Source organism: Pseudomonas bubulae (assembly GCF_900618535.1).
Classification (GTDB): Bacteria; Pseudomonadota; Gammaproteobacteria; order Pseudomonadales; family Pseudomonadaceae; genus Aquipseudomonas; species Aquipseudomonas bubulae.
This window is the reverse complement of sequence record NZ_UYJA01000004.1, coordinates 280,981-300,534: the sequence shown is the minus strand read 5'-3', so window position 1 is coordinate 300,534 and position 19,554 is coordinate 280,981. Positions and strand designations below refer to the sequence as shown.

Here is a 19,554-nt window from a genome sequence, read left to right as displayed (position 1 = left end):
GTTGCCGGCACGTCATAATGCCCACTGCCCGAATTTTTGCAGAGTCTAGGGAGCTAGCTTGTCTACGCCTGTCGAACCCTTGCGTTTGCTGCTATTGGCCGAAGAGCCATCTTGGGCAGCGTTGTTGCGCGAGTGTCTGGCGCCAATGGGAAGTGCGGCCGTCCTGATATGCGCGCCGAGCTGGGAGTCTGTCAGCCATCTGTTCGAAAACGATCGCAATGCGCTGCTCCTGACGACCCCGGCCCTGCAGCCCCCAGCGGGCCGCTGCCGCCTGCCCACGGTTTTGCTGCTCGACAGCGAGCCTGATAGCGCTCCAGCGGGCGTCAGCGACTGGCTGGTCGGCGCCAGCCTGACGGGCGATGTACTGCGCCGCTGTCTGCGCCATGTGCGTGAACGCGGCCTGCTGGAACACACCTTGCAGCGCCTCGCCGAAGAGGATCCACTGACCGGCATTGCCAACAGGCAAGGCTTCCAGACCCTGCTGGCCGTGCGTCTGGCCGAAAGTGACGGCCGTGGCATTGCCTTGGGCCATCTGGACCTGGACAACTTTCGTCACGCCAACGATGCATTGGGCCATCAGGCTGGCGACCGCGTGATCCTGCAAGTAGTGGCGCGCCTCAAAAGCCAGCTTGAAGCGGGTGACCAGCTGGCCCGTCTTGGCAGTGATGAATTCGCCCTGTTGATCAATACCCATCGCGCGCCCGAGCGTGCCGAATGGATGGCCGAGCGCATTACCGAGGTGATGGCCGAGCCCTACTGGGTCGACGGCGAAAGCCTGTTGATCGGCTGCAGCCTGGGTATTGCCCATGCCCGCGCCAGCGCCGGGGCCGACCCGTTGATGTGGCACGCGCACATTGCCATGCAACAGGCCAAAAGCACCCAGGGTTGTACCTTCCACGTATTCAACGAGCGTATCAATCGCAATGCCCGCAGCCTGGCCGACCTCGAAAGCGAGTTGCGCCGGGCGTTGCGCCGTGACGAACTGGAACTGCATTACCAGCCGCGCCTGGATCTTGGCACGGGGCAGATCGTCGGGCTGGAAGCGCTGGTGCGCTGGCGCCATGCCGAGCGTGGCCTGTTGGCTCCGAGTGAGTTCGTGCCTTTGGCCGAGCAAAGCGGGCTGATTGTACCGCTGGGGTACTGGGTTATCTCCCGTGCCCTGCGGGATATGCAGGCGTTGCGCGAACGCGGGCTTGAGCCGCTGCACATGGCGGTCAACCTGTCGTTTCGCCAGTTTCAGGACAGCCAGTTGCTTTCGACCCTCAGCCGCCTGATCAGCGAACGCGGCGTAGAAGCACAGTGGCTGGAGTTCGAGCTGACCGAAACGGCCGTGATGCGGCGCAGTGATCTGGTCAAACAGACCATGGATGCCCTGGGCCGACTGGGTGTGCGTTTTTCGCTGGATGATTTCGGTACGGGTTTTTCATCGTTTGTGCACCTCAATAGCCTGCCGATTACGCTGCTCAAGATCGACAAGAGCTTTGTGGGCGGCATGGAAAGCCGCGAAGAGAACCGCAAACTGGTCCACGCCATGATCAACCTGGCCCACAACCTGAAACTGGAAGTGGTTGCCGAAGGCGTCGAAACTCCCGAACAGCTTGCTCTTTTGCGTGATTTTGGCTGCGATCAGGTGCAGGGCTACTTCATCAGCAAGCCGCTGCCGCTGGCCGAACTGGTGGAGTATTTGACGTTTGGGGCCGGGCAGCAGGTGCCAATTGCGCTCTAGGGCTTAAGAAAAACTTCCGTAGCAGCCTCGTTCCTTCGGCAGCTGCTACACAGCTACGCCCGCCACTTTGGCCGCCTTGCGCTCCAGCTTGATCATGCGCCGTACCTTCCACTCGAACGCCAGGGTCAAGCTGATCGCTGCACAGGCCAGGCCCGTCGCCAGCCCCCACCAGACACCTGCCGGGCCCCAACCGAAGGTAAAGGCCAGCATCCAGGCCATTGGCGCGCCAATCACCCAATAGCAGAACAGCCCCACCAGAAAGGTGGTCTTGGCATCCTTGAGCCCGCGAATCGCGCCCATGGCGATGGTTTGTGCGCCATCAAACAGCTCAAACCATGCCGCTACCGCCAGCAGGCTGACGGCCAGCTCAAATACCGGACGGAATGCAGGGTCATTGTAATCGAGGAACAACCCCACCAGATCCCTTGGCCAAAACCAGAACACCACGGAAAACCCGAGCATCACACATGCACCAAAACCGATACCGACCCGTCCTGCCAGCCGCGCCCGCTGCAAGTCACCACCACCATAGTGCTGGCCAATACGCATGGTGATCGCATACGACATGCCTGCAGGTACCATAAATGCCACCGATACGATTTGCAGTGCGATCTGGTGCGCTGCCAGCTGTGTACTGCCCATGGTGCCCATGCACAGTGCTGCGAAGGCAAACAAACCGACTTCCACGGCATAGGTCCCGCCAATCGGCAGGCCGAGCCGCCACAGTTCCCGCAGATAAGTCAGATTGATCCGCGACAGGCCCTTGCTGATCGGGTACGCGTTGTAGGCCGGATGCCGATGGATATGCCAGGCCAACCCCAGCGCCATGCAGGTCGCCACAATCGCCGTGACCAGGCCGATACCCATCAAGCCCAGTTTTGGCAGGCCGAACATGCCGGTAATCAGCGCGTAATTGAGCACAAAGTTGGCCACGGTACCGATCAGGCTGATCACCATCACCGGTGTGGCCCGGCCCATTGCACTGGTAAAGCCGCGCAGGGCCATAAAAGTCATATAGCCGGGCAGGGCAAACGGTAGCAGCAGCAGAAACTGGCCAGCCGCCTCAACGTTGGTGGGCGTCTGGCCAAACAGCAACAACAGCGGTTTGATATTCCACAGCATTACCGCGCCGCCCAACGCCAGTGCCCAGGCGAGCCACAACCCGGCCTGAGTCAGGCGGGTCGCCCCTTCGATATCCCCTGCACCTTGGCGAATCGACACCAGCGTGCCCACGGCAGCGATGACGCCAATGCAGAAAATCGACACGAACGAGTAGCTGGCCGCTCCCAGGCTCCCGCCAGCCAGAGCCTCCGGGCTCAAGCGCGCCATCATCAGGGTATCGGTGAGTACCATCAGCATGTGAGCCAGCTGCGAAGCGATCAGCGGCCCGGCCAACCTCATAATGGCCGAGAGTTCGATACGTGCAGGATGCTGTTTGGTCATTGTAGAAATTTCTATAGGTGCGTTGAAAGGCTTGATTCTCGGCGCGTTGAGTGTTTTAAGCAAAGGGATAAAAACGATCACTGGCATGATTTAAACTCATGGTTGATCTTGCCTTCTGTGCCATCACCTTTTGAGCTATAGGAATATGAGTAATGGCTCGTAGCCTTCCTCCGCTTTACGCCTTGCGCGCCTTTGAGGCTGCAGCTCGCCATAGTTCATTCACCCGGGCGGGCGAAGAGCTGTCCATTACCCAGAGCGCTGTCAGTCGCCATATCAAAACCCTGGAAGCGCATTTCGCCTGCCGGTTATTTCAGCGCAGCGGGCGCAGCCTGCAACTCACCGAAGCCGCGCGCTTGCTGCTGCCGGGAGTGCGCGAAGGCTTTGCCGCCCTGGAACGCGCCTGTACTACCTTGCGCGCCGAAGATGACATCTTGCGCATGAAAGCCCCCTCGACCCTGACCATGCGCTGGTTATTGGCCCGCCTGAGCCGCTTTCGCCACTTGCAGAGCGGCAATGAGGTGCAACTGACCAGTGCCTGGATGGACATTGACCACGTGGATTTCAATCACGAGCCATTCGACTGTGCAGTGCTGTTGAGCAACGGCCACTTTCCGCCTGACTGGGAGGCCACGCTGCTGTTCCCGGAGATGCTGATCCCGGTCGGTGCGCCCGCCATTCAGGGCGACGCGCCATGGGACGTCACACGCCTGGCGAGCACTGAGCTGCTGCACCCTACGCCTGACCGACGCGACTGGCGGCGTTGGCTCGACTGCATGGGCCTGGGCGGGCAAGTGTCACTCAAGGGCGGGCAAGTTTTCGACACCCTGGAGCTGGGCATGATTGCCGCCGCCCGGGGCTACGGCATTTCCATGGGGGATTTGTTGATGGTGGCCGAAGACGTTGCCCAGGGGCGCCTGAGCCTGCCGTTCCCTGCTGCCGTGGCCAGCGGCGATAATTACTATCTGGTTTGGCCCAAGACCCGTCCCGGGGGCGAGCGTTTGCGTCGGCTCAGCGACTTTTTGCAGCAGGAAGTCGCCGCCATGGTGTTGCCAACCGTTGAGCAGTTGCACTGACCGCCATAATCAGCCACTGAATGGCCGATATTGCAACGCCTCTGCGAGATGCTTGCGCTCTATATTGTGTACCTGCTCCAGGTCCGCCAGGGTCCTTGCCACTTTCAGCAGTCGGTGCGCCGCTCGCAGTGACAAGGTCATGCGCTCGCAAGCCGCCTCCAGCCAGCTGTTATCCATATCGCTCAAGCGGCATTGGGTTCGCACGCCCGGCAGATCGAGAAAGGCATTGGCGCAGCCCTGACGTTGCAGTTGGCGCTCACGCGCCGCAGCCACAAGCCCGGCGGCGTTGGCCGTGGTGTCACCTGAGGCAAGCGGCGGGTTGAGAGTGGTGGTCTCGCGGGCTACGGTCAGGTGCAGGTCGATGCGATCGAGCAACGGGCCGGAAAGTTTGTTGCGATAGCGCTGGATTTGCTCCGGTGTACAGCGGCAGCGGCCAGTGGGTTCGCCAAGATATCCACAGGGGCAGGGATTCATCGCCGCAACCAGTTGGAAGCGCGCCGGAAAACAAGCTCATCCAGAAACAATACGCCGTGATGGGCCAGGGTTATTTCCCCGGGCCGCGGTTTGGAGCCGCCGCCCACCAGCGCCGGCCCCGAGGCCGAATGATGAGGTTGGCGAAACGGTCGCTGTGGCCAGCAGTTCAATGGCACCTGGCTGGCCACTGACTGAATGGCGGCCACTTCCAGCGCCTCTTGCTCATTGAGCGGTGGTAACAAGCCGGGCAGGCGGCTGGCCAGCAAGGTTTTACCCGTGCCCGGCGGCCCGGTAAACAGCAGGTTGTGACTGCCAGCAGCAGCGACCAGCAATGCCCGTTTGGCCGAAAGCTGCCCTTGGACATCGCTCAGGTCGGGGTAGGGTTTGCTGATATGCAGCAAGCCGCTGGGGATATAGGGCTCTATCACCTCCCGACCTGCGAAATGGGCCACCAACTGCAACAAGTGCTCGGCCGCAATTACTGTCAGCCCGCAGGCCAGGCAGGCTTCTTCGGCATTGGCCTGCGGTACCACCAGCGCCCGGCCTGCGGCCCTTGCTGCCAGGGCGGCAGGCAATATGCCCTGCACTGGCCTGATTGCGCCCGATAGCGCCAGTTCGCCCAAACACTCCACCTGCTCCAGCGCCACAGCCGGCAGTTGCCCGCTGGCCGCCAAAATGCCCAGGGCAATGGCCACATCAAAACGCCCGCCGTCCTTGGGCAGGTCGGCGGGCGCGAGGTTGAGGGTGATACGCCGGGCCGGGAAATCCAGGGTGGAGTTGATGATTGCGCTGCGTACCCGGTCTTTACTTTCCTTGACCGCTGTTTCGGGCAAACCGACCAGCGTCAACGCTGGCAACCCATTGGCCAGATGCGCTTCCACCGTAACGGCAGGCGCCTCGACGCCCACCTGGGCGCGGCTGTAAACAATCGCCAGAGCCATGACTCATTCCTTGAGTTCGCAAAAAAACCATGGTGCGCGAATCTCAAGCCAGGGGCAGGCATGGAATGGATACGGGATGTTAACGGGTATGGGAGCACGGCCAACGAACTGCCAAAGTGCGGTGGCGAAAAAATTATAAGACCCTATGATTAATCAATAACGTTATTCATTAATCATGATTGTAAGTTTTAAATGCAACAGAACTGAAAGTCTGTATCGAAATGGCAAGACGCGCTTATGGTCAGACATTCTCAATGTCATTGAACGAAAATTAACCATGCTGGACGCTGCAAGCGTGCTGACAGATCTAGCGTCACCACCTGGCAACCGGCTCGAGGCTCTCAGCGGTACACGCAAGGGCCAGCACAGCATCCGCATCAACGCACAATGGCGAATCTGCTTCGTCTGGGGCGCCAATGGCCCTGAAGCAGTAGAAATAGCTGATTACCAATGAGGTCATCATGATCAAAAATGGCATGCGCCCGGTTCACCCGGGTGAAGTTCTCAAGGAAGAATACCTTGAGCCCCTGAGCCTCTCGTCTGCTGCTTTGGCCAGGGCGCTGGGGGTGTCCGCGCCGACGGTCAACGATATCGTGCTGCAGCGCCGTGGCGTCAGTGCCGATATGGCACTGCGCCTGTCAATTTGCCTGGCAACCACCCCGGAGTTCTGGCTTAACCTGCAAACCACTTACGACCTGCGCACGGCAGAAATCGACCGCGGTGCAGCGATTCGCGAACAGGTGCAACCCATTCACCACTGCGCCTGACTCACTGCTCCAGCGCTCGGGTCCCCAGATCCTCGGCAAAGCGCAACAAATAGCCATCGGGGTCGAGCACCAAAAAGTTGCACTCGCCAAACAGCACTTCATTGCTGCGGTACCAGCGTTCTTCCAGGGGTTTGCGCAGGGTGTGGCCAGCGGCTTGCAGGCGCTCGATCAGGCAATCGGCATCCGGGCATTTGATCGACAGGTTCATGCCCCGGCCGAACGGCTGCTCCAGCGGGCCGACCCGCCAGGAAGACTCTTCGAGGTCGTCCTGTTCCAGCATCAACTGGCTGCCATGGAATGACAGAAACGCAAAAAGATGCTCGGGCCGTTGGTACTCGATCTTGAAACCGAGCACTTCACAGTAAAAATGCAGACTGCGCGAAAGGTCCGAGACGATCATCTCGGGCACTAGCGGGTTCATCACCAGCATATAAAAACATCCTTGTTAATACAGGCGAATGCACCGCCTTTGAGCGTTATTCGCTCGGCGGCAACAGCCTTGCTTCCATTTCGGCCACTTTGGCCTCCAGGCTTTCGAGGCGAGCACGGGTGCGCGCCAAAACCACCATCTGGCTGTCGAACTCTTCGCGGCTCACCAGATCAAGCTTGCTGAAACCGCTTTGCAGCAAGGCTTTGAACTGGCTTTCGATTTCATTGCGCGGCAGCGCGGTTTCGCCACTGAACAAGCGGGAGGCGTGGCCGCCAAGGGCGTCGAGAAAATCTTTGGGCGCGAGCATGGATAAGGTCCTTAAAACTGATGGTGACGAGTGTATCACGGGGTGTAGGCCCCCATTGGCGGGGGCTTTCTGCACATTTTTCGCGCACCACCCCCGCAAGCTTCGCACCATCTTCGAGCACAAATACCCCGAGAAATCAGGCAAAAAGCCATCAACTTCCTCTAAATCGCTGTAATTATTGATTTTTCCAGACATGGCAAGGTTTCTGCTAAGACCAACATGACTCATGCACTGATGCAGTAGCTGTGACGAAGGCAGTGCGGCAGGTGGTTCAAGGAGTGTTTTCGTCACCAGCGATTTACACACGTTGTACAGCCTGAAGAAGGCTGACGATGCGTTACAAAGCCAGACACTGCGCTTAGACTTGAGCCGGGTTTGTTTTCCTGGGGCAAGTTCACCAATTCGGGAGAAGTTTCATGAAGCTAGTCACCGCCATTATCAAGCCGTTCAAGTTGGATGACGTGCGCGAGTCGCTGTCTGAGATCGGCGTACAAGGCATTACCGTTACTGAGGTCAAAGGCTTCGGCCGTCAGAAGGGCCATACCGAGCTGTATCGCGGTGCGGAATATGTGGTCGATTTTCTGCCAAAGGTGAAGATTGATGTCGCCATTGACGACAAGGATCTTGATCGGGTTATCGAGGCGATCACCAAGGCTGCCAACACCGGCAAGATTGGTGACGGCAAGATTTTCGTAGTCAATCTGGAACAGGCTATTCGCATCCGTACCGGCGAAACCGATACCGACGCAATCTAAGCCGCCAAACCCAACGCCCCAGGAGAAAACACTATGACTCTGCGTAAAATCGCAGGGCTCGGAGCCCTGTTGTCCGTCGTAATGCCTGGCCTGGCCATGGCGGCAGACGGAGTGGCTGCTCCAGTCCTCAACTCCGGCGACACCGCCTGGATGCTGACTGCTACAGCCTTGGTGCTGTTTATGACCATTCCCGGCCTGGCGCTGTTCTACGGCGGCATGGTGCGCTCCAAAAACATTCTTTCCGTGATGATGCAGTGCTTCGCCATTACCGGTCTGATCAGCATTCTGTGGGTCATTTACGGCTACAGCATCACGTTCGACACCACGGGCATGGAGCAGGGCGTCACCAACTTCAATTCCTTTATCGGCGGGTTTGGCAAAGCATTCCTGGCGGGTGTAACGCCTGAAAGCCTGACCTCATCCACCGCGCTGTTCCCGGAAGCCGTGTTCATCACCTTCCAGATGACCTTCGCCATCATCACCCCGGCGCTGATCGTCGGTGCCTTTGCAGAGCGCATGAAATTCTCCGCCATGCTGATCTTCATGGGCGTGTGGTTCACCCTGGTGTACGCACCGATTGCGCACATGGTGTGGAGCGGCAACGGCGGCCTGCTGTGGGACTGGGGCGTACTCGACTTTGCGGGCGGCACTGTGGTGCATATCAACGCCGGTATCGCCGGCCTGGTAGCGTGCATCGTGCTCGGCAAGCGCAAAGGCTACCCAAGCACCCCGATGGCGCCACACAACCTGGGTTACACCCTGGTGGGCGCTGCCATGCTGTGGATCGGCTGGTTCGGCTTCAACGCAGGCTCTGCAGCGGCCGCCAACGGTACTGCCGGCATGGCCATGCTGGTGACCCAGATCGCCACCGCAGCCGCAGCCCTGGGCTGGATGTTTGCCGAGTGGATTACCCATGGCAAACCTAGCGCACTGGGCATCGCCTCGGGCGTGGTAGCAGGCCTGGTGGCAATCACCCCGGCTGCCGGCACCGTAGGCCCGATGGGCTCGGTGGTGATCGGCTTGTCGGCTGGCGTGATCTGCTTCTTCTGCGCCACCAGCCTCAAGCGCAAGCTGGGCTACGATGACTCGCTGGATGCGTTCGGTGTGCACGGTATCGGCGGTATCGTCGGTGCAATCCTCACCGGCGTGTTTGCAGCCCCGGCACTGGGCGGCTTCGGCACCGTGACCGACATCGCAGCGCAAGTCTGGATCCAGTTCAAGGGCGTAGCCTTCACTGTGGTCTACACCGCGATCGTCACCTTCATCATCCTCAAGGTACTGGATGCCGTGATGGGGCTGCGCGTGACAGAAGAGGAAGAGGCTGTGGGCCTCGACCTGGCTCAGCACAACGAGCGTGGTTACAACCTGTAAGGTTCCCTCTATAAAAAAACCCGGCGTGCCGGGTTTTTTTTTGCCGGTAATAAGGCGATATTCGGTGCTATGAAATGATTTCCCCTACAGGTTATTGGGGTTGCGAAGTTCTACGCTTGTTTATGCGACCCGTGCTTGCGACACAACTCGACTATTAGCCGCTTTGCTTTTTTCTTCAGCACGCTAGAATGCGCGCCGAGGGCAGAAAACAATGCTCGAGTACGACGAAGGCGAGGATGATCTCCCGACGCTTTCAAGGCCCGTGATCCGTGTGCTGGAGCATTCGGCACAGGGCGCCTGGCGAGGTGTTAATTCAGGCGGATGCCGTAATGATGGTGGTATTCGCCAAACCCTCTTCACCTTACAACGATGAAGAGGCGTAAGCCGCGGTTTGCCCAAGGCTACTTTTTCACCAGCGGTGGTCGACAGTCGCCACAGCTGGTCTATAACTAATCTGCTATACGTATGTCATGGGGTAGAACATGAGCGACGACGATCTGGAAAACGATGACCTCGAAGTAGGCGAAGACGACGATACCGAAGAGGGCCTGGAAACGGCCGCCGAGGATGTTGCAGACGACGATGGTGGCGATGATGCGCCGGCCCCTGCGGCCAAAGGCAAGTCAAAGGCCGCTGTGTCGGTTGATGACCTGCCGAGCGTAGAAGCCAAAAACAAGGAGCGTGATGCTCTGGCCCGCGCCATGGAAGAGTTTTTGTCCAAGGGCGGCAAGGTGCAGGAAGTTGAGGCCAATGTGGTGGCTGACCCGCCCAAAAAGCCTGACAACAAGTACGGCAGCCGTCCTATCTAAGGATAAGGACCGCTTGCATGCTTGAAGAAAAAACCCGCCGTCGCTGCGGGTTTTTTTGTGGGCGTTGGAAAACTTCACATCCCTGTGGCGCGGGCTTATCGTGATTGCAACATTCCGGTTTGTCTGGCGACCGCGGTGCCTGCATCGCGAGCAAGCCCGCTCCCACAGTTACAAGTGCTTCAACACCAGCGGCAACTCGCTCAAACAGCCAATTTCCGCATCGGGAGCCTTGTCCCCGTCCCAGTGCTTGCCGCCGGGGTTGAACCACACTGCACGCAGGCCTGCCAATTGCGCTCCGGCAATATCGTCACCGGGGTGATCGCCCACATGCACCGCCGCCCCTGCTGCCACGCCACCGCGCGCCAGCGCTTCGTGAAACAGGCGCGCGTCCGGTTTGGCAATGCCAATGTCTTCAGCGCACAACACAAACTTGAAGTGATGGCCCAAACCTATTCTTCGCACATCGGCGTTACCGTTGGTCACCACACCCAGGGCGTAATCCCGCGCCAGCACCATCAGGGTCGGCTCGGCCTGGGGGAACACGTCCAGGGCGTGACGCGCCTCAATAAACACCTCAAAGGCATCATCGGCCAAAGACGCAGCGTTGGCGTAACCCGCACCGTGCAGCGCATGAAACAGAATGCGCCGACGCAGGGCACTGATCCGGTGCTTGAGCTGCGGCTCCTCACTCAATACCCGCTCGCGAATCGCCTGGAAATGCCCGGCCTCAACAGCGCCCAATTTTGGTGCGTTATCCGTCAGCCAGTTACGCAACACGGCTTCAGCGCTGACGATCACCGGGGCGGTGTCCCACAGAGTGTCGTCGAGGTCGAAGGTAATCAGCTCAATCGTCATTCACTGTCCTTACTGCGTTTGGCCCTTGGATGGGCGCTGTCGTAGACCGATGCCAGATGCTGGAAATCCAGATGAGTATAAATTTGCGTGGTTTTGATGTCCGCATGCCCGAGCAACTCTTGCACGGCACGCAAGTCCTGGGAGGACTCCAGCAGATGGCTGGCAAATGAATGGCGCAGCATGTGCGGGTGCAGATTCTGTCCCAGCTCACGCTCACCGGCAGCCTTGACCCGCATTTGAATTGCCCTTGGCCCAAGGCGCGTACCACGCTGGCTGACGAATACGGCGTCGTCCTTGGGGTTGGCCAGCAACCGCACTGCCAGCCAGGCCTGAAGCGCCTCCCGGGCCTTCTTGCCGACGGGCAGCACGCGGGTCTTGCTGCCTTTGCCGAGCACTTCGACCAGCCCGTCAGCCAGATCCAGCTGTTCCAGATTTAGCCCGGTCAGCTCCGACAAGCGCAGGCCCGACGAGTAAAACAGCTCCAGAATGGCCTGATCGCGTTGGGCCAGAAAATCGTCCTCGACACCACCCTCCAGCAATTGCAGGGCGCGATCGGTATCCAGGGTCTTGGGCAGGCGACGTTCGCCTTTTGGCGGGGCCAGGCCGTTTGCCGGATCGTGGTCGCACAGGCCTTCTCGATTGAGGTAGTGATAAAGCCCGCGTACCGCCGACAGCAGACGGGCAATACTGCGCGAGGACTGCCCTTGCTGATGCAGACGCGACACCAGTTGGCGCATGCGCTGGATATCCAGTGCCGCCCAGCTGGGGATTGATTCCTTGGCGCAAAACGCCAGCACCTTGTTCAGGTCGCGGCGGTAGGCCTCAAGCGTATGCGGGGACACCTGGCGCTCACTGCGCAGGTGAATGCAGTAAGCGTCCAGTTGCCGTTCCATCTAGCGCACCGAGCGCAGCGCGTTGGTAAAGCGCGGCAGCACCCGGCCCAGCACTTCGGCGATATAGCCGAGGAACAGCGTGCCCACCGAGCTTTTGTAGTGCTGCGGATCGCGACTGGCAATCGCCAGTACACCGTGCAACCCCAGATGATTAAGGGCTACCACGGCCGTGGAACCGATTTGCTTGCGCTGCTCTTCGCCAAACAGGAAGTCCAGCTCGTGCTCGCGCAAGCTGCCGCTGACGGTCTTGCCTTCAGTCAACAAGCCACCCAGCGCCCGTTGCGCATCGGCGCTGCTGACCCAACGGCCGACCGGCATCGGGTTGTCACCAAACAGCACCAGGCTGACAAAGGGCACCTGGAAGTCCTGGCGCAGGCTGTCTTCGACGGCAATCACCAGCTCTTCGAGGCTGGTGGCGTCCATCAGGGCCAGGTTCAGGCGACGGGTTTTTTCGAACAGACGGTCGTTGTCACGGGCCACGTCCATCAGTTGCGACAAGCGATGGCGCATCTCGATATTGCGACTGCGCAGCAGCTCCAGTTGACGTTCCACCAGCGAAATGGTGTCGCCACGCTGATGCGGAATGCGCAGCGACAGCAACAGCTCTTCGCGCTGGCTGAAGAAATCCGGATGCTCCTGCAGATACGCTGCAACCGTTGCGGCTTGCGAGTTATCCACAGGGACGTCGAGTGCTGCTGGCTGCGTCTTGTCGGTCATCGGTTGCGCTCGCTCATAAACGGACTTGTCCTTCGTAAACACGCATGGCCGGGCCGGTCATGATCACAGAGTGGCCAGGGCCTGCCCATTCGATGGACAACCGGCCACCAGGCAGATCGAGGATCAGCGGTGAGTCCATCCAGCCCTGGCTGATGGCTGCCACGGCCGCTGCACAGGCACCGGTGCCGCAGGCCTGGGTTTCCCCGGCGCCGCGTTCCCAGACCCGCAGTTGCCCGCGCTGACGATCTATCACGTGCAGAAAACCGACATTGACCCGTGCGGGAAAGCGCGGATGGTGTTCAATTTTGGGGCCCAGTTCATGCACCGGTGCAGCGTTGATATCGTCTACGCGCAGCACCGCATGGGGGTTGCCCATCGAAACGGCAGCCAACTCGACGGTCTGGCCATCGACATCCAGCTCATAGCTCAACGCCTGGGCGTCGGCCACAAACGGGATATCTGCCGGAACCAGGCGCGGTGGCCCCATGTCGACGCTGATTTGCCCATCGCTGCGCACGTTCAGTTCGATAATGCCGCTCTTGGTTTCGACCTTGATCTGGCGCTTGGTGGTCAGGCGCTTGTCGAGCACGAAGCGCGCAAAGCAGCGCGCCCCGTTGCCGCATTGCTCCACTTCGGAACCGTCGGAGTTGAAGATCCGGTAACGGAAGTCCACCTCCGGGTTACTTGGTGCTTCAACGATCAATAGCTGATCAAAGCCGACACCCGTGTGCCTGTCACCCCATTGCTTGGCATGCTTGGGCAGGATGTGCGCGTGCTGGCTGACCAGGTCGAGAACCATGAAATCATTGCCCAGGCCGTGCATTTTGGTAAAACGCAGCAACATGGGTTTACTCCGGCAGCAGGCTTTCGCCAGCAAACAACTCGGCAACAGTCTCGCGACGACGCACTTCAAACGCCTGATCGCCATCCACCAGTACTTCGGCGGCGCGGCCACGGGTGTTGTAGTTCGAGCTCATGACAAAACCATAGGCACCGGCCGAATGCACGGCCAGCAAATCACCTTCGGCCAGCGCCAGCTGGCGGTCTTTGGCCAGGAAGTCACCGGTTTCGCAGATCGGGCCGACGATGTCGTAGGCGCGGGCTTCGCTGTCACGCGGGCGAACTGCAGTCACGTCCATCCAGGCCTGGTACAGGGCCGGGCGGATCAGATCGTTCATCGCCGCATCGACGATGGCGAAATCCTTGTGCTCGGTGTGCTTGAGGTACTCGACCTGAGTCAGCAGCACGCCAGCATTGGCCACGATGTAACGACCCGGCTCGAACACCAGCGCCAGGTCACGCCCGTCGAGGCGCTCACGCACGGCCTTGATGTAATCACCGGCCAGTGGCGGCTCTTCATCGCGGTAACGCACGCCCAGGCCGCCACCGAGGTCGATATGGCGCAGGTAGATGCCGCAATCGCCCAGTCGGTCGATCAGTGCCAGCAGGCGGTCGAGAGCGTCGATGAACGGTTCGAGGGTGGTCAGTTGGGAGCCGATATGGCAATCGACGCCGACCACTTCCAGGTTCGGCAATTGAGCGGCACGGATGTAGACATCTTCGGCGTCAGCGATGGCGATGCCGAACTTGTTTTCTTTCAGACCGGTGGAGATGTACGGGTGGGTTCCCGCATCGACGTCCGGGTTGACCCGCAGCGAAATCGGGGCGCGAACGCCCATTTCGGCGGCCACCACCTGCAAGCGCTCAAGCTCTTCGGTGGACTCGACGTTGAAACAGTGCACGCCCACTTCCAGAGCGCGACGCATGTCATCGCGGGTTTTGCCGACACCGGAAAACACGATCTTGTCAGCCGTGCCGCCAGCGGCCAGAACACGCTCCAGCTCGCCACGGGACACGATGTCAAAACCGGCGCCCAGACGCGCCAGGACATTGAGCACGCCCAGGTTGGAGTTGGCCTTGACCGCGAAGCACACCAGGTGCGGCATGCCGTTCAGGGCATCGGCGAAAGCGTTGTACTGCGCCTCGATGTGTGCCCGGGAATAAACATACGTCGGCGTGCCAAAACGCTCGGCAATGGCCGTCAGCGCAACACCTTCGGCGAACAGCTCGCCGTCCCGGTAATTAAAAGCGTCCATGGTGTTCCCTTATTGGTGCTTGTGCGATTGCGATTGCGACGACTTCGCTTGGTCTTCAGGGGATTTGCTGTCATCGGGAAGATACAGCGGTCCTTTTTGACCACAGGCAGAAACAAGGCAGGCGACCGCGACGAGCGCAGCAATAGAAGAGATCAGGCGCTTCATGGCGAAATCCTTTGAAAAGCATTAATTGCGCCCGAGTATACCGAGCACCCACCAGCTTGCCTATGCAGCAGAGCGGCCGAGCGTTACGTCCTGTGTGGATGATCAGTGGTCGCGGGCAGATGGCTGTTATGGGGTTTGCAATCGGCCTGGAGCGCCCGTATCTTGCGAGCTCCGAGCATGACTAGATATTACGAGGTTCCACCATGAGTTTGACTGAAGCCCGTTTTCACGATCTGGTCGATGCCACCCAGGAAAATCTGGAAGACATCTTTGATGACTCTGATCTGGATGTAGATGTAGAGAATTCCGCCGGCATCCTGACAATCAAGTTCGAGAATGGCAAAGCCCTGATCTTCAGCCGTCAGGCGCCGCTGCTGCAGCTCTGGCTGGCGGCCCCCAGCGGCGGTTTTCACTTCGACTACGATGAAAAACGCAGTTCGTGGAAGTGCGATAAAAGCGACGAGCTGCTCAGCGAAATGGTTCAGCGCCTGACACTGGAACACGCAGGCGCCGAGCTGGAATTTGAAGAGATCTGACAGTGACCGCTTCTGCTAAACCTGCAAAACCGCTCTACAGTAACGTCAGTCCGGCAGTGCCGTCCCCCTGCATCAGCACCTGCCGGCTGGATGAGCACAAAGTCTGCCTGGGCTGTTTTCGCCACGTTGAAGATATTCGCGAGTGGCGCTCGGCAGACGACCAGCGGCGCCGGGTGATTTGTGAACAGGCCCAATTGCGGCAGCGGCTCCCGTAGCAGCTGCCGCAGGCTGCGTTCGATTGCGTAGCAATCGCAAAACCTGAGCCCTTTGTTCAACTGACACACCGCAGAGCCTGACTTTACGACGACTGCGTCGCCGAACGCAGCCTGCGGCAGCTGCTACGGATAATCGTCGTACGCAATCAGGGGGCAGTGTCCCCCCTGCTTGTGTATTTATTTTGCTGTGGTAGTGTCCGGGTTCGCCTCGCACTAACGAGGTTCGTCAAAACCCCGCCATATTCCGGCGGGGTTTTGCTTTTTCGTGCAGAAAAAAGGAGTCTGCCAGGTCATGAGCACACCAACCCCACTCATCCTCACCCGCCTGGACGTACAGCGTCTGGAGCAATTGATCGACAGCTTGCCAGAAACGACTCCTGGCATTGAGGCACTGCAAGCCGAGCTCGATCGCGCCGAAACCATCGTTGGCCACGAAGAAGTGCCTGCCGGCGTCGTGACCATGAATTCCCGTGTGCATTGTCGCGAAGAAAGCAGTGGCAAGGACTACCGCCTGACGCTGGTATACCCAAAAGACGCCAACGCCGACGAAGGCAAGATTTCGATTCTGGCCCCTGTGGGCAGCGCGTTGCTGGGGCTGCAAGTTGGCCAGCACATCAACTGGCCTGCTCCCGGTGGCAAGACCCTCAAGCTGGAACTGCTTGAAGTGGAATACCAGCCAAAAGCAGCAAGCGATTTCAGCGCTTAAGACCTTCCGGATCAGTCATGTCACAGCGCAGGCGTTTGCTCGTCACGGGCAAACTGACGCAAAGACCGGTAGCTGACGCTCAGCTCCCGGGCCAGGGCCCGACGCTCATGACTGACCTGCTGCGCCTGCCATTGCGAGCGATTGTCGAGCATTGCCAGGTGCTGCTCATCCCAGCCCCATTCGCGGGTCAGGCGCTTGAGTAACCGCCGCTGCCACAACATGCCTGCCTCGCCATTGCTCAACTCGTGGCCGACCTTCAGGTAGAGGCTGCGGCGAACCAGTTCCAGCCGCTGCAACTCACCCCGGCCCTCCAGGTAACGCTCAATACGTCGGTAAACCACCACGTAGGGGTCCATCTCATCCAGGTCCAGTTGATTGGCGTACACCCTCTGTTTGAACCCCAGGCTCAGGCAGCTCACCTGCGGGTGCTCGCTGGCGTACACCTCAATCAGCAGCAGCTTGAGCAGCGACTTGTAGGGCGCCTCAATGCCCTTGAGCAATTGCCACAGCCCGGCGCCCAGAAACTCGCCGGGGGCAATATGGGCTAGGTGGCCAAGATCAATGGTTTCGTCACGGTCGATTACCCCTGTTTCCAGTAGCCCACAGGCGAATTCAGCGTACCGCGCTTCCTCATGCACCGGCACCCACCACCACATCGGTGTGCGCCCGGCGAGCCAGATGGCGGTGCGATAAAACTCATCGAGCAGCAACCTCTGTCGTGGCTCGTCGCCCTCGTCGTTGCGCAATTGTGCATCGATCAAAAAGAAGTGTGCTTCACAGCCCTGGCTCGTCGCCCAGGCTTCCAGGCGTCGGCATTTTTTGCGCAAGGCCGACACGGCGGCATCATTCAAGTCCGGAGCGAGGCAAACCCACACGTCCATATCGCTTTGCGCGGTCTGGGCCAATGTGCCGAGGCTGCCCATCAAAAAAAGCCCATGGATCGGTTGTGACTGGCAAGCGTTGCCCATGCTGCAAGAAAAGTCGTGAACCAGATGTCGGGCAGAGGCGAGGGCGAGTGCGTCAGACACATAACCGGGCAAGAGCGGGTGATTGATATGAAAGAGCAGCGCCAACAGGTTCAGTAGCGCTTGTTGGCGAGGGGCCAACCCCTCTACCGCTCGGGCCAGGCGACCCTGATTGACGCGCAAAAAGCGCCCACGCAACTGCTGGAGAACCTGTCGCTCAGTTCTCTGGTTCAGTGCGGGCGGAGATAAGTGTGCCCGCGGAATCATTAATCGTTCAGATCCCGAGGGCGGGGCGTGGCGTCAGGCAACTTCTTTGGATTCAACAAGAATCGACAGCAGTACTTGGACACTTTCGGCAGCATCACGTCCCAGGCTTGTCAGATAGCCACCATCGGGTTGATCGATCAGTTTTTTCTCGAACAGGCGCTGCGCCGCGGCGACTTTTTCTGGCGCGGCATGTTGATGAATCTTCAGGCCCTCAAGGGTACTTTCCAAGTCAAACAGTGCAAGGACTTCCAGTTCGGCAACCAACTCAGGGGTAAACGACATAAAGACTCCAGACTATGCAGGAAAAGACGACAGCCGCTCTAAGGTGATCCCACTTGTGCTGACTGTCCAGCAACAGTTCCCACCTTTGCAAAACATCCTGTCGTTATAAGGCAGTTGGAGTGTAGTCGCGTCCCACTTTGCCGCTGGGAAATTCGTAGCAGCTGCCGAAGGAACGAGGCTGCGTCCGGCCGCGCCGCGGTCGTAAAACCGAACCCTGGGCTGTGTCAGAAAAACATCGCGCGCAGTATTTACGGTCGCTTCGCAACCGGACGCAGCCCTCGGCAGCTGCTACACATGGTGCTCAAGCGCCTATTTTGAGCTTTCAGTTATATAAACATTCTTAAATAGTATTTTTAAGAATATCTACACCTCACTACTATTGCCCCTACGCCAGCAACCCTGTCGGCACCCCATTTTTCAGGAGCAGCACCATGAGCGCATCTCTGCGTAGCGTTGACGGCCAGGACGAAGCAACCATCCTGCGGGAAATCCAGAGCGCGCTGCGAGACCTGCGCTTTGGTGCTGTGGAAATCACTGTGCATAACGCGCAAGTGGTGCAGATCGAACGCAAAGAGAAATTCCGCCTGCAAAACCCGAGTCAGAAAAACGCCTGAATCGTTCAAGCGCATTCACCTGAGTGCGCTCAATAAAAATTAAAAAATGCTTTGGAGCCTCACCTATGTCCCTACGCCGTTACGCTTTGGCCGCGCTGGCCAGTGCCATTTTTGCTGGCTCCGCTGTAGCCAAAGATTACGAGTTGTTGAACGTTTCCTACGATCCAACCCGCGAGCTGTACCAGGATTACAACACTGAGTTCACCCAGTTCTGGAAAGCCAGCCACCCGGGTGACAACGTCAAAATCCAGCAATCCCACGGCGGCTCGGGCAAACAGGCCCGCGGCGTGGTCGACGGCCTGCGCGCTGACGTGGTAACCCTGGCCCTGGCCGGTGACATCGACGAAATCGCCAGGCTGAACAAGGGCTCGCTGCCGGAAAACTGGCAAACCCGCCTGCCGGACGCCAGCACCCCGTACACCTCGACCATCGTGTTCCTGGTGCGCAAGGGCAACCCTAAAGGCATCAAGGACTGGGGCGACCTGACCAAGGACGGCGTATCGGTCATTACCCCGAACCCTAAAACCAGCGGCGGCGCGCGCTGGAACTTCCTTGCCGCCTACGCTTACGGCCTGAAAGCCAACGGCGGCAACGAAGAAAAAGCCAAAGAATATGTAAAAACCCTGTTCAAACACGTGCCAGTGCTGGACACCGGTGCACGCGGTTCGACCATCACCTTCGTCAACAACGGTCAGGGTGATGTGTTGCTGGCCTGGGAAAACGAAGCATTCCTGGCACTCAAGGAAGATGGCGGTACCGATAAATTCGACATCGTCGTACCTTCCCTGTCGATCCTGGCTGAGCCGCCAGTGGCTGTAGTCGACAAAAACGCCGATAAAAAGGGCAATGCCGAAATCGCCAAAGCCTACCTCGAACACCTGTACAGCCCGGCCGGCCAGGAAATTGCTGCAAAAAATTTCTACCGCCCGCGTGACGCAGCAATCGCTGCCAAGTACGCACAGCAGTTTCCGAAACTGGAACTTGTGACTATCGACAAAGACTTCGGTGGCTGGAAAACTGCGCAGCCGAAATTTTTCAATGACGGTGGTGTGTTCGACCAGATCTACCAGGCGCAGTAACCTGTGGGGTGGGGCCTTTGGCCTCGCTGAAAGCTAGAACATAGAGCCCGCGACCGAGTTGCGGGCTT

Annotated in this window: 22 protein-coding genes and 2 pseudogenes; 12 read left to right on the top strand and 12 right to left on the bottom strand. The window is 59.1% G+C overall.

Features of this window, described 5'->3' with window-relative positions; translation table 11 throughout:
* The first annotated feature begins 58 nt into the window (after window positions 1-58).
* Window positions 59-1,726, top strand: a complete 1,668-nt coding sequence (locus tag PPTH39_RS15905) for a putative bifunctional diguanylate cyclase/phosphodiesterase (protein WP_130872180.1) — start codon at window positions 59-61, stop codon at window positions 1,724-1,726.
* A 45-nt stretch (window positions 1,727-1,771) separates the two neighbouring features.
* Here PPTH39_RS15905 and PPTH39_RS15900 read toward each other — a convergent pair whose 3' ends face one another.
* On the bottom strand, window positions 1,772-3,169 hold the full coding sequence (locus PPTH39_RS15900) for a NorM family multidrug efflux MATE transporter (protein ID WP_095026821.1): 1,398 nt from the start codon (window positions 3,167-3,169) through the stop codon (window positions 1,772-1,774).
* A gap of 152 nt (window positions 3,170-3,321) precedes the next feature.
* Between PPTH39_RS15900 and PPTH39_RS15895 the strand changes: the two genes are divergently transcribed.
* Entirely contained in the window at window positions 3,322-4,242 is a 921-nt protein-coding gene (locus PPTH39_RS15895; protein ID WP_094999739.1) for a LysR substrate-binding domain-containing protein, read from the top strand.
* A 9-nt stretch (window positions 4,243-4,251) separates the two neighbouring features.
* On the opposite strand, the pseudogene PPTH39_RS15890 reads toward PPTH39_RS15895, so the two are convergent.
* Window positions 4,252-5,657, bottom strand: a pseudogene (locus PPTH39_RS15890) (YifB family Mg chelatase-like AAA ATPase).
* Window positions 5,658-5,832: 175 nt separating this feature from the next.
* Between PPTH39_RS15890 and PPTH39_RS15885 the strand changes: the two are divergent.
* Complete coding sequence (locus PPTH39_RS15885) at window positions 5,833-6,111, top strand: type II toxin-antitoxin system RelE/ParE family toxin (RefSeq protein WP_130872179.1); 279 nt, start codon at window positions 5,833-5,835, stop codon at window positions 6,109-6,111.
* A gap of 7 nt (window positions 6,112-6,118) precedes the next feature.
* Window positions 6,119-6,424 carry a HigA family addiction module antitoxin gene (locus PPTH39_RS15880; RefSeq protein ID WP_094999741.1) on the top strand — a complete coding sequence of 102 codons (306 nt, stop codon included), beginning with the start codon at window positions 6,119-6,121 and terminating at the stop codon, window positions 6,422-6,424.
* 1 nt (window position 6,425) lies between these two features.
* On the opposite strand, the gene PPTH39_RS15875 is transcribed toward PPTH39_RS15880, so the two are convergent.
* Window positions 6,426-6,854, bottom strand: coding sequence for a bleomycin resistance protein (locus PPTH39_RS15875; RefSeq protein ID WP_095017856.1), 429 nt, complete (start codon window positions 6,852-6,854; stop codon window positions 6,426-6,428).
* Window positions 6,855-6,900: 46 nt separating this feature from the next.
* A complete protein-coding gene (locus PPTH39_RS15870) occupies window positions 6,901-7,161 on the bottom strand; it encodes an accessory factor UbiK family protein (protein WP_094999743.1) in 261 nt (86 codons plus the stop codon).
* A gap of 416 nt (window positions 7,162-7,577) precedes the next feature.
* Here PPTH39_RS15870 and glnK point away from each other — a divergent pair, with 416 nt between their 5' ends.
* The 3 genes from glnK (at window position 7,578) to sutA (ending at window position 10,096) form a co-directional block, all read left to right on the top strand.
* On the top strand, window positions 7,578-7,916 hold the full coding sequence (glnK, locus tag PPTH39_RS15865; RefSeq protein ID WP_002555808.1) for a P-II family nitrogen regulator: 339 nt from the start codon (window positions 7,578-7,580) through the stop codon (window positions 7,914-7,916).
* Window positions 7,917-7,949: 33 nt separating this feature from the next.
* Window positions 7,950-9,287: an ammonium transporter gene (locus PPTH39_RS15860; protein WP_094999744.1), complete on the top strand. Its 1,338-nt coding sequence runs from the start codon at window positions 7,950-7,952 to the stop codon at window positions 9,285-9,287.
* 482 nt (window positions 9,288-9,769) lie between these two features.
* A complete protein-coding gene (gene sutA / locus PPTH39_RS15855) occupies window positions 9,770-10,096 on the top strand; it encodes a transcriptional regulator SutA (protein WP_094999745.1) in 327 nt (108 codons plus the stop codon).
* Between the two features lie 168 nt (window positions 10,097-10,264).
* Here sutA and PPTH39_RS15850 read toward each other — a convergent pair whose 3' ends face one another.
* Genes PPTH39_RS15850 through lptM form a run of 6 tightly spaced genes read right to left on the bottom strand, consistent with a single transcriptional unit; the run spans window position 10,265 to window position 14,822 of the window.
* Window positions 10,265-10,951: an HAD family hydrolase gene (locus tag PPTH39_RS15850; RefSeq protein ID WP_094999746.1), complete on the bottom strand. Its 687-nt coding sequence runs from the start codon at window positions 10,949-10,951 to the stop codon at window positions 10,265-10,267.
* Window positions 10,948-11,844 (bottom strand): tyrosine recombinase XerC, encoded by an 897-nt coding sequence (xerC, locus tag PPTH39_RS15845; RefSeq protein WP_094999747.1) that lies wholly within the window; start codon window positions 11,842-11,844, stop codon window positions 10,948-10,950. Before xerC ends, PPTH39_RS15850 begins: the two co-directional genes overlap by 4 nt.
* A complete protein-coding gene (locus PPTH39_RS15840) occupies window positions 11,845-12,561 on the bottom strand; it encodes a DUF484 family protein (RefSeq protein ID WP_094999748.1) in 717 nt (238 codons plus the stop codon). It lies immediately after the preceding gene.
* 13 nt (window positions 12,562-12,574) lie between these two features.
* Window positions 12,575-13,405 carry a diaminopimelate epimerase gene (dapF, locus tag PPTH39_RS15835; protein ID WP_094999749.1) on the bottom strand — a complete coding sequence of 277 codons (831 nt, stop codon included), beginning with the start codon at window positions 13,403-13,405 and terminating at the stop codon, window positions 12,575-12,577.
* Window positions 13,406-13,409: 4 nt separating this feature from the next.
* Complete coding sequence (gene lysA, locus PPTH39_RS15830; RefSeq protein ID WP_094999750.1) at window positions 13,410-14,657, bottom strand: diaminopimelate decarboxylase; 1,248 nt, start codon at window positions 14,655-14,657, stop codon at window positions 13,410-13,412.
* Between the two features lie 9 nt (window positions 14,658-14,666).
* Window positions 14,667-14,822, bottom strand: a complete 156-nt coding sequence (lptM, locus tag PPTH39_RS15825) for an LPS translocon maturation chaperone LptM (protein WP_019828266.1) — start codon at window positions 14,820-14,822, stop codon at window positions 14,667-14,669.
* A gap of 203 nt (window positions 14,823-15,025) precedes the next feature.
* On the opposite strand from lptM, the gene cyaY reads away from it, so the two are divergent.
* The 3 genes from cyaY to rnk all read left to right on the top strand — a co-directional run bounded on the left by cyaY (window position 15,026) and on the right by rnk (window position 16,279).
* Window positions 15,026-15,358, top strand: coding sequence for an iron donor protein CyaY (gene cyaY / locus PPTH39_RS15820; RefSeq protein ID WP_094999751.1), 333 nt, complete (start codon window positions 15,026-15,028; stop codon window positions 15,356-15,358).
* A complete protein-coding gene (locus PPTH39_RS15815) occupies window positions 15,355-15,573 on the top strand; it encodes a DUF1289 domain-containing protein (protein WP_153326713.1) in 219 nt (72 codons plus the stop codon). The genes cyaY and PPTH39_RS15815 overlap by 4 nt, the downstream gene beginning before the upstream one ends.
* A 292-nt stretch (window positions 15,574-15,865) precedes the next feature.
* Window positions 15,866-16,279 carry a nucleoside diphosphate kinase regulator gene (gene rnk / locus PPTH39_RS15810; RefSeq protein WP_019828269.1) on the top strand — a complete coding sequence of 138 codons (414 nt, stop codon included), beginning with the start codon at window positions 15,866-15,868 and terminating at the stop codon, window positions 16,277-16,279.
* A gap of 23 nt (window positions 16,280-16,302) precedes the next feature.
* Here rnk and PPTH39_RS15805 read toward each other — a convergent pair.
* A pseudogene (locus tag PPTH39_RS15805) lies at window positions 16,303-17,508 on the bottom strand (class I adenylate cyclase); the annotation flags it as partial.
* A 36-nt stretch (window positions 17,509-17,544) separates the two neighbouring features.
* Window positions 17,545-17,793: a TIGR02647 family protein gene (locus PPTH39_RS15800; protein ID WP_094999754.1), complete on the bottom strand. Its 249-nt coding sequence runs from the start codon at window positions 17,791-17,793 to the stop codon at window positions 17,545-17,547.
* Window positions 17,794-18,224: 431 nt separating this feature from the next.
* Here PPTH39_RS15800 and oscA point away from each other — a divergent pair, with 431 nt between their 5' ends.
* Window positions 18,225-18,407, top strand: a complete 183-nt coding sequence (gene oscA / locus PPTH39_RS15795; RefSeq protein ID WP_016782652.1) for a sulfur starvation response protein OscA — start codon at window positions 18,225-18,227, stop codon at window positions 18,405-18,407.
* A gap of 65 nt (window positions 18,408-18,472) precedes the next feature.
* On the top strand, window positions 18,473-19,486 hold the full coding sequence (locus tag PPTH39_RS15790) for a sulfate ABC transporter substrate-binding protein (RefSeq protein WP_095017852.1): 1,014 nt from the start codon (window positions 18,473-18,475) through the stop codon (window positions 19,484-19,486).
* The last annotated feature ends 68 nt before the right edge of the window (window positions 19,487-19,554 follow it).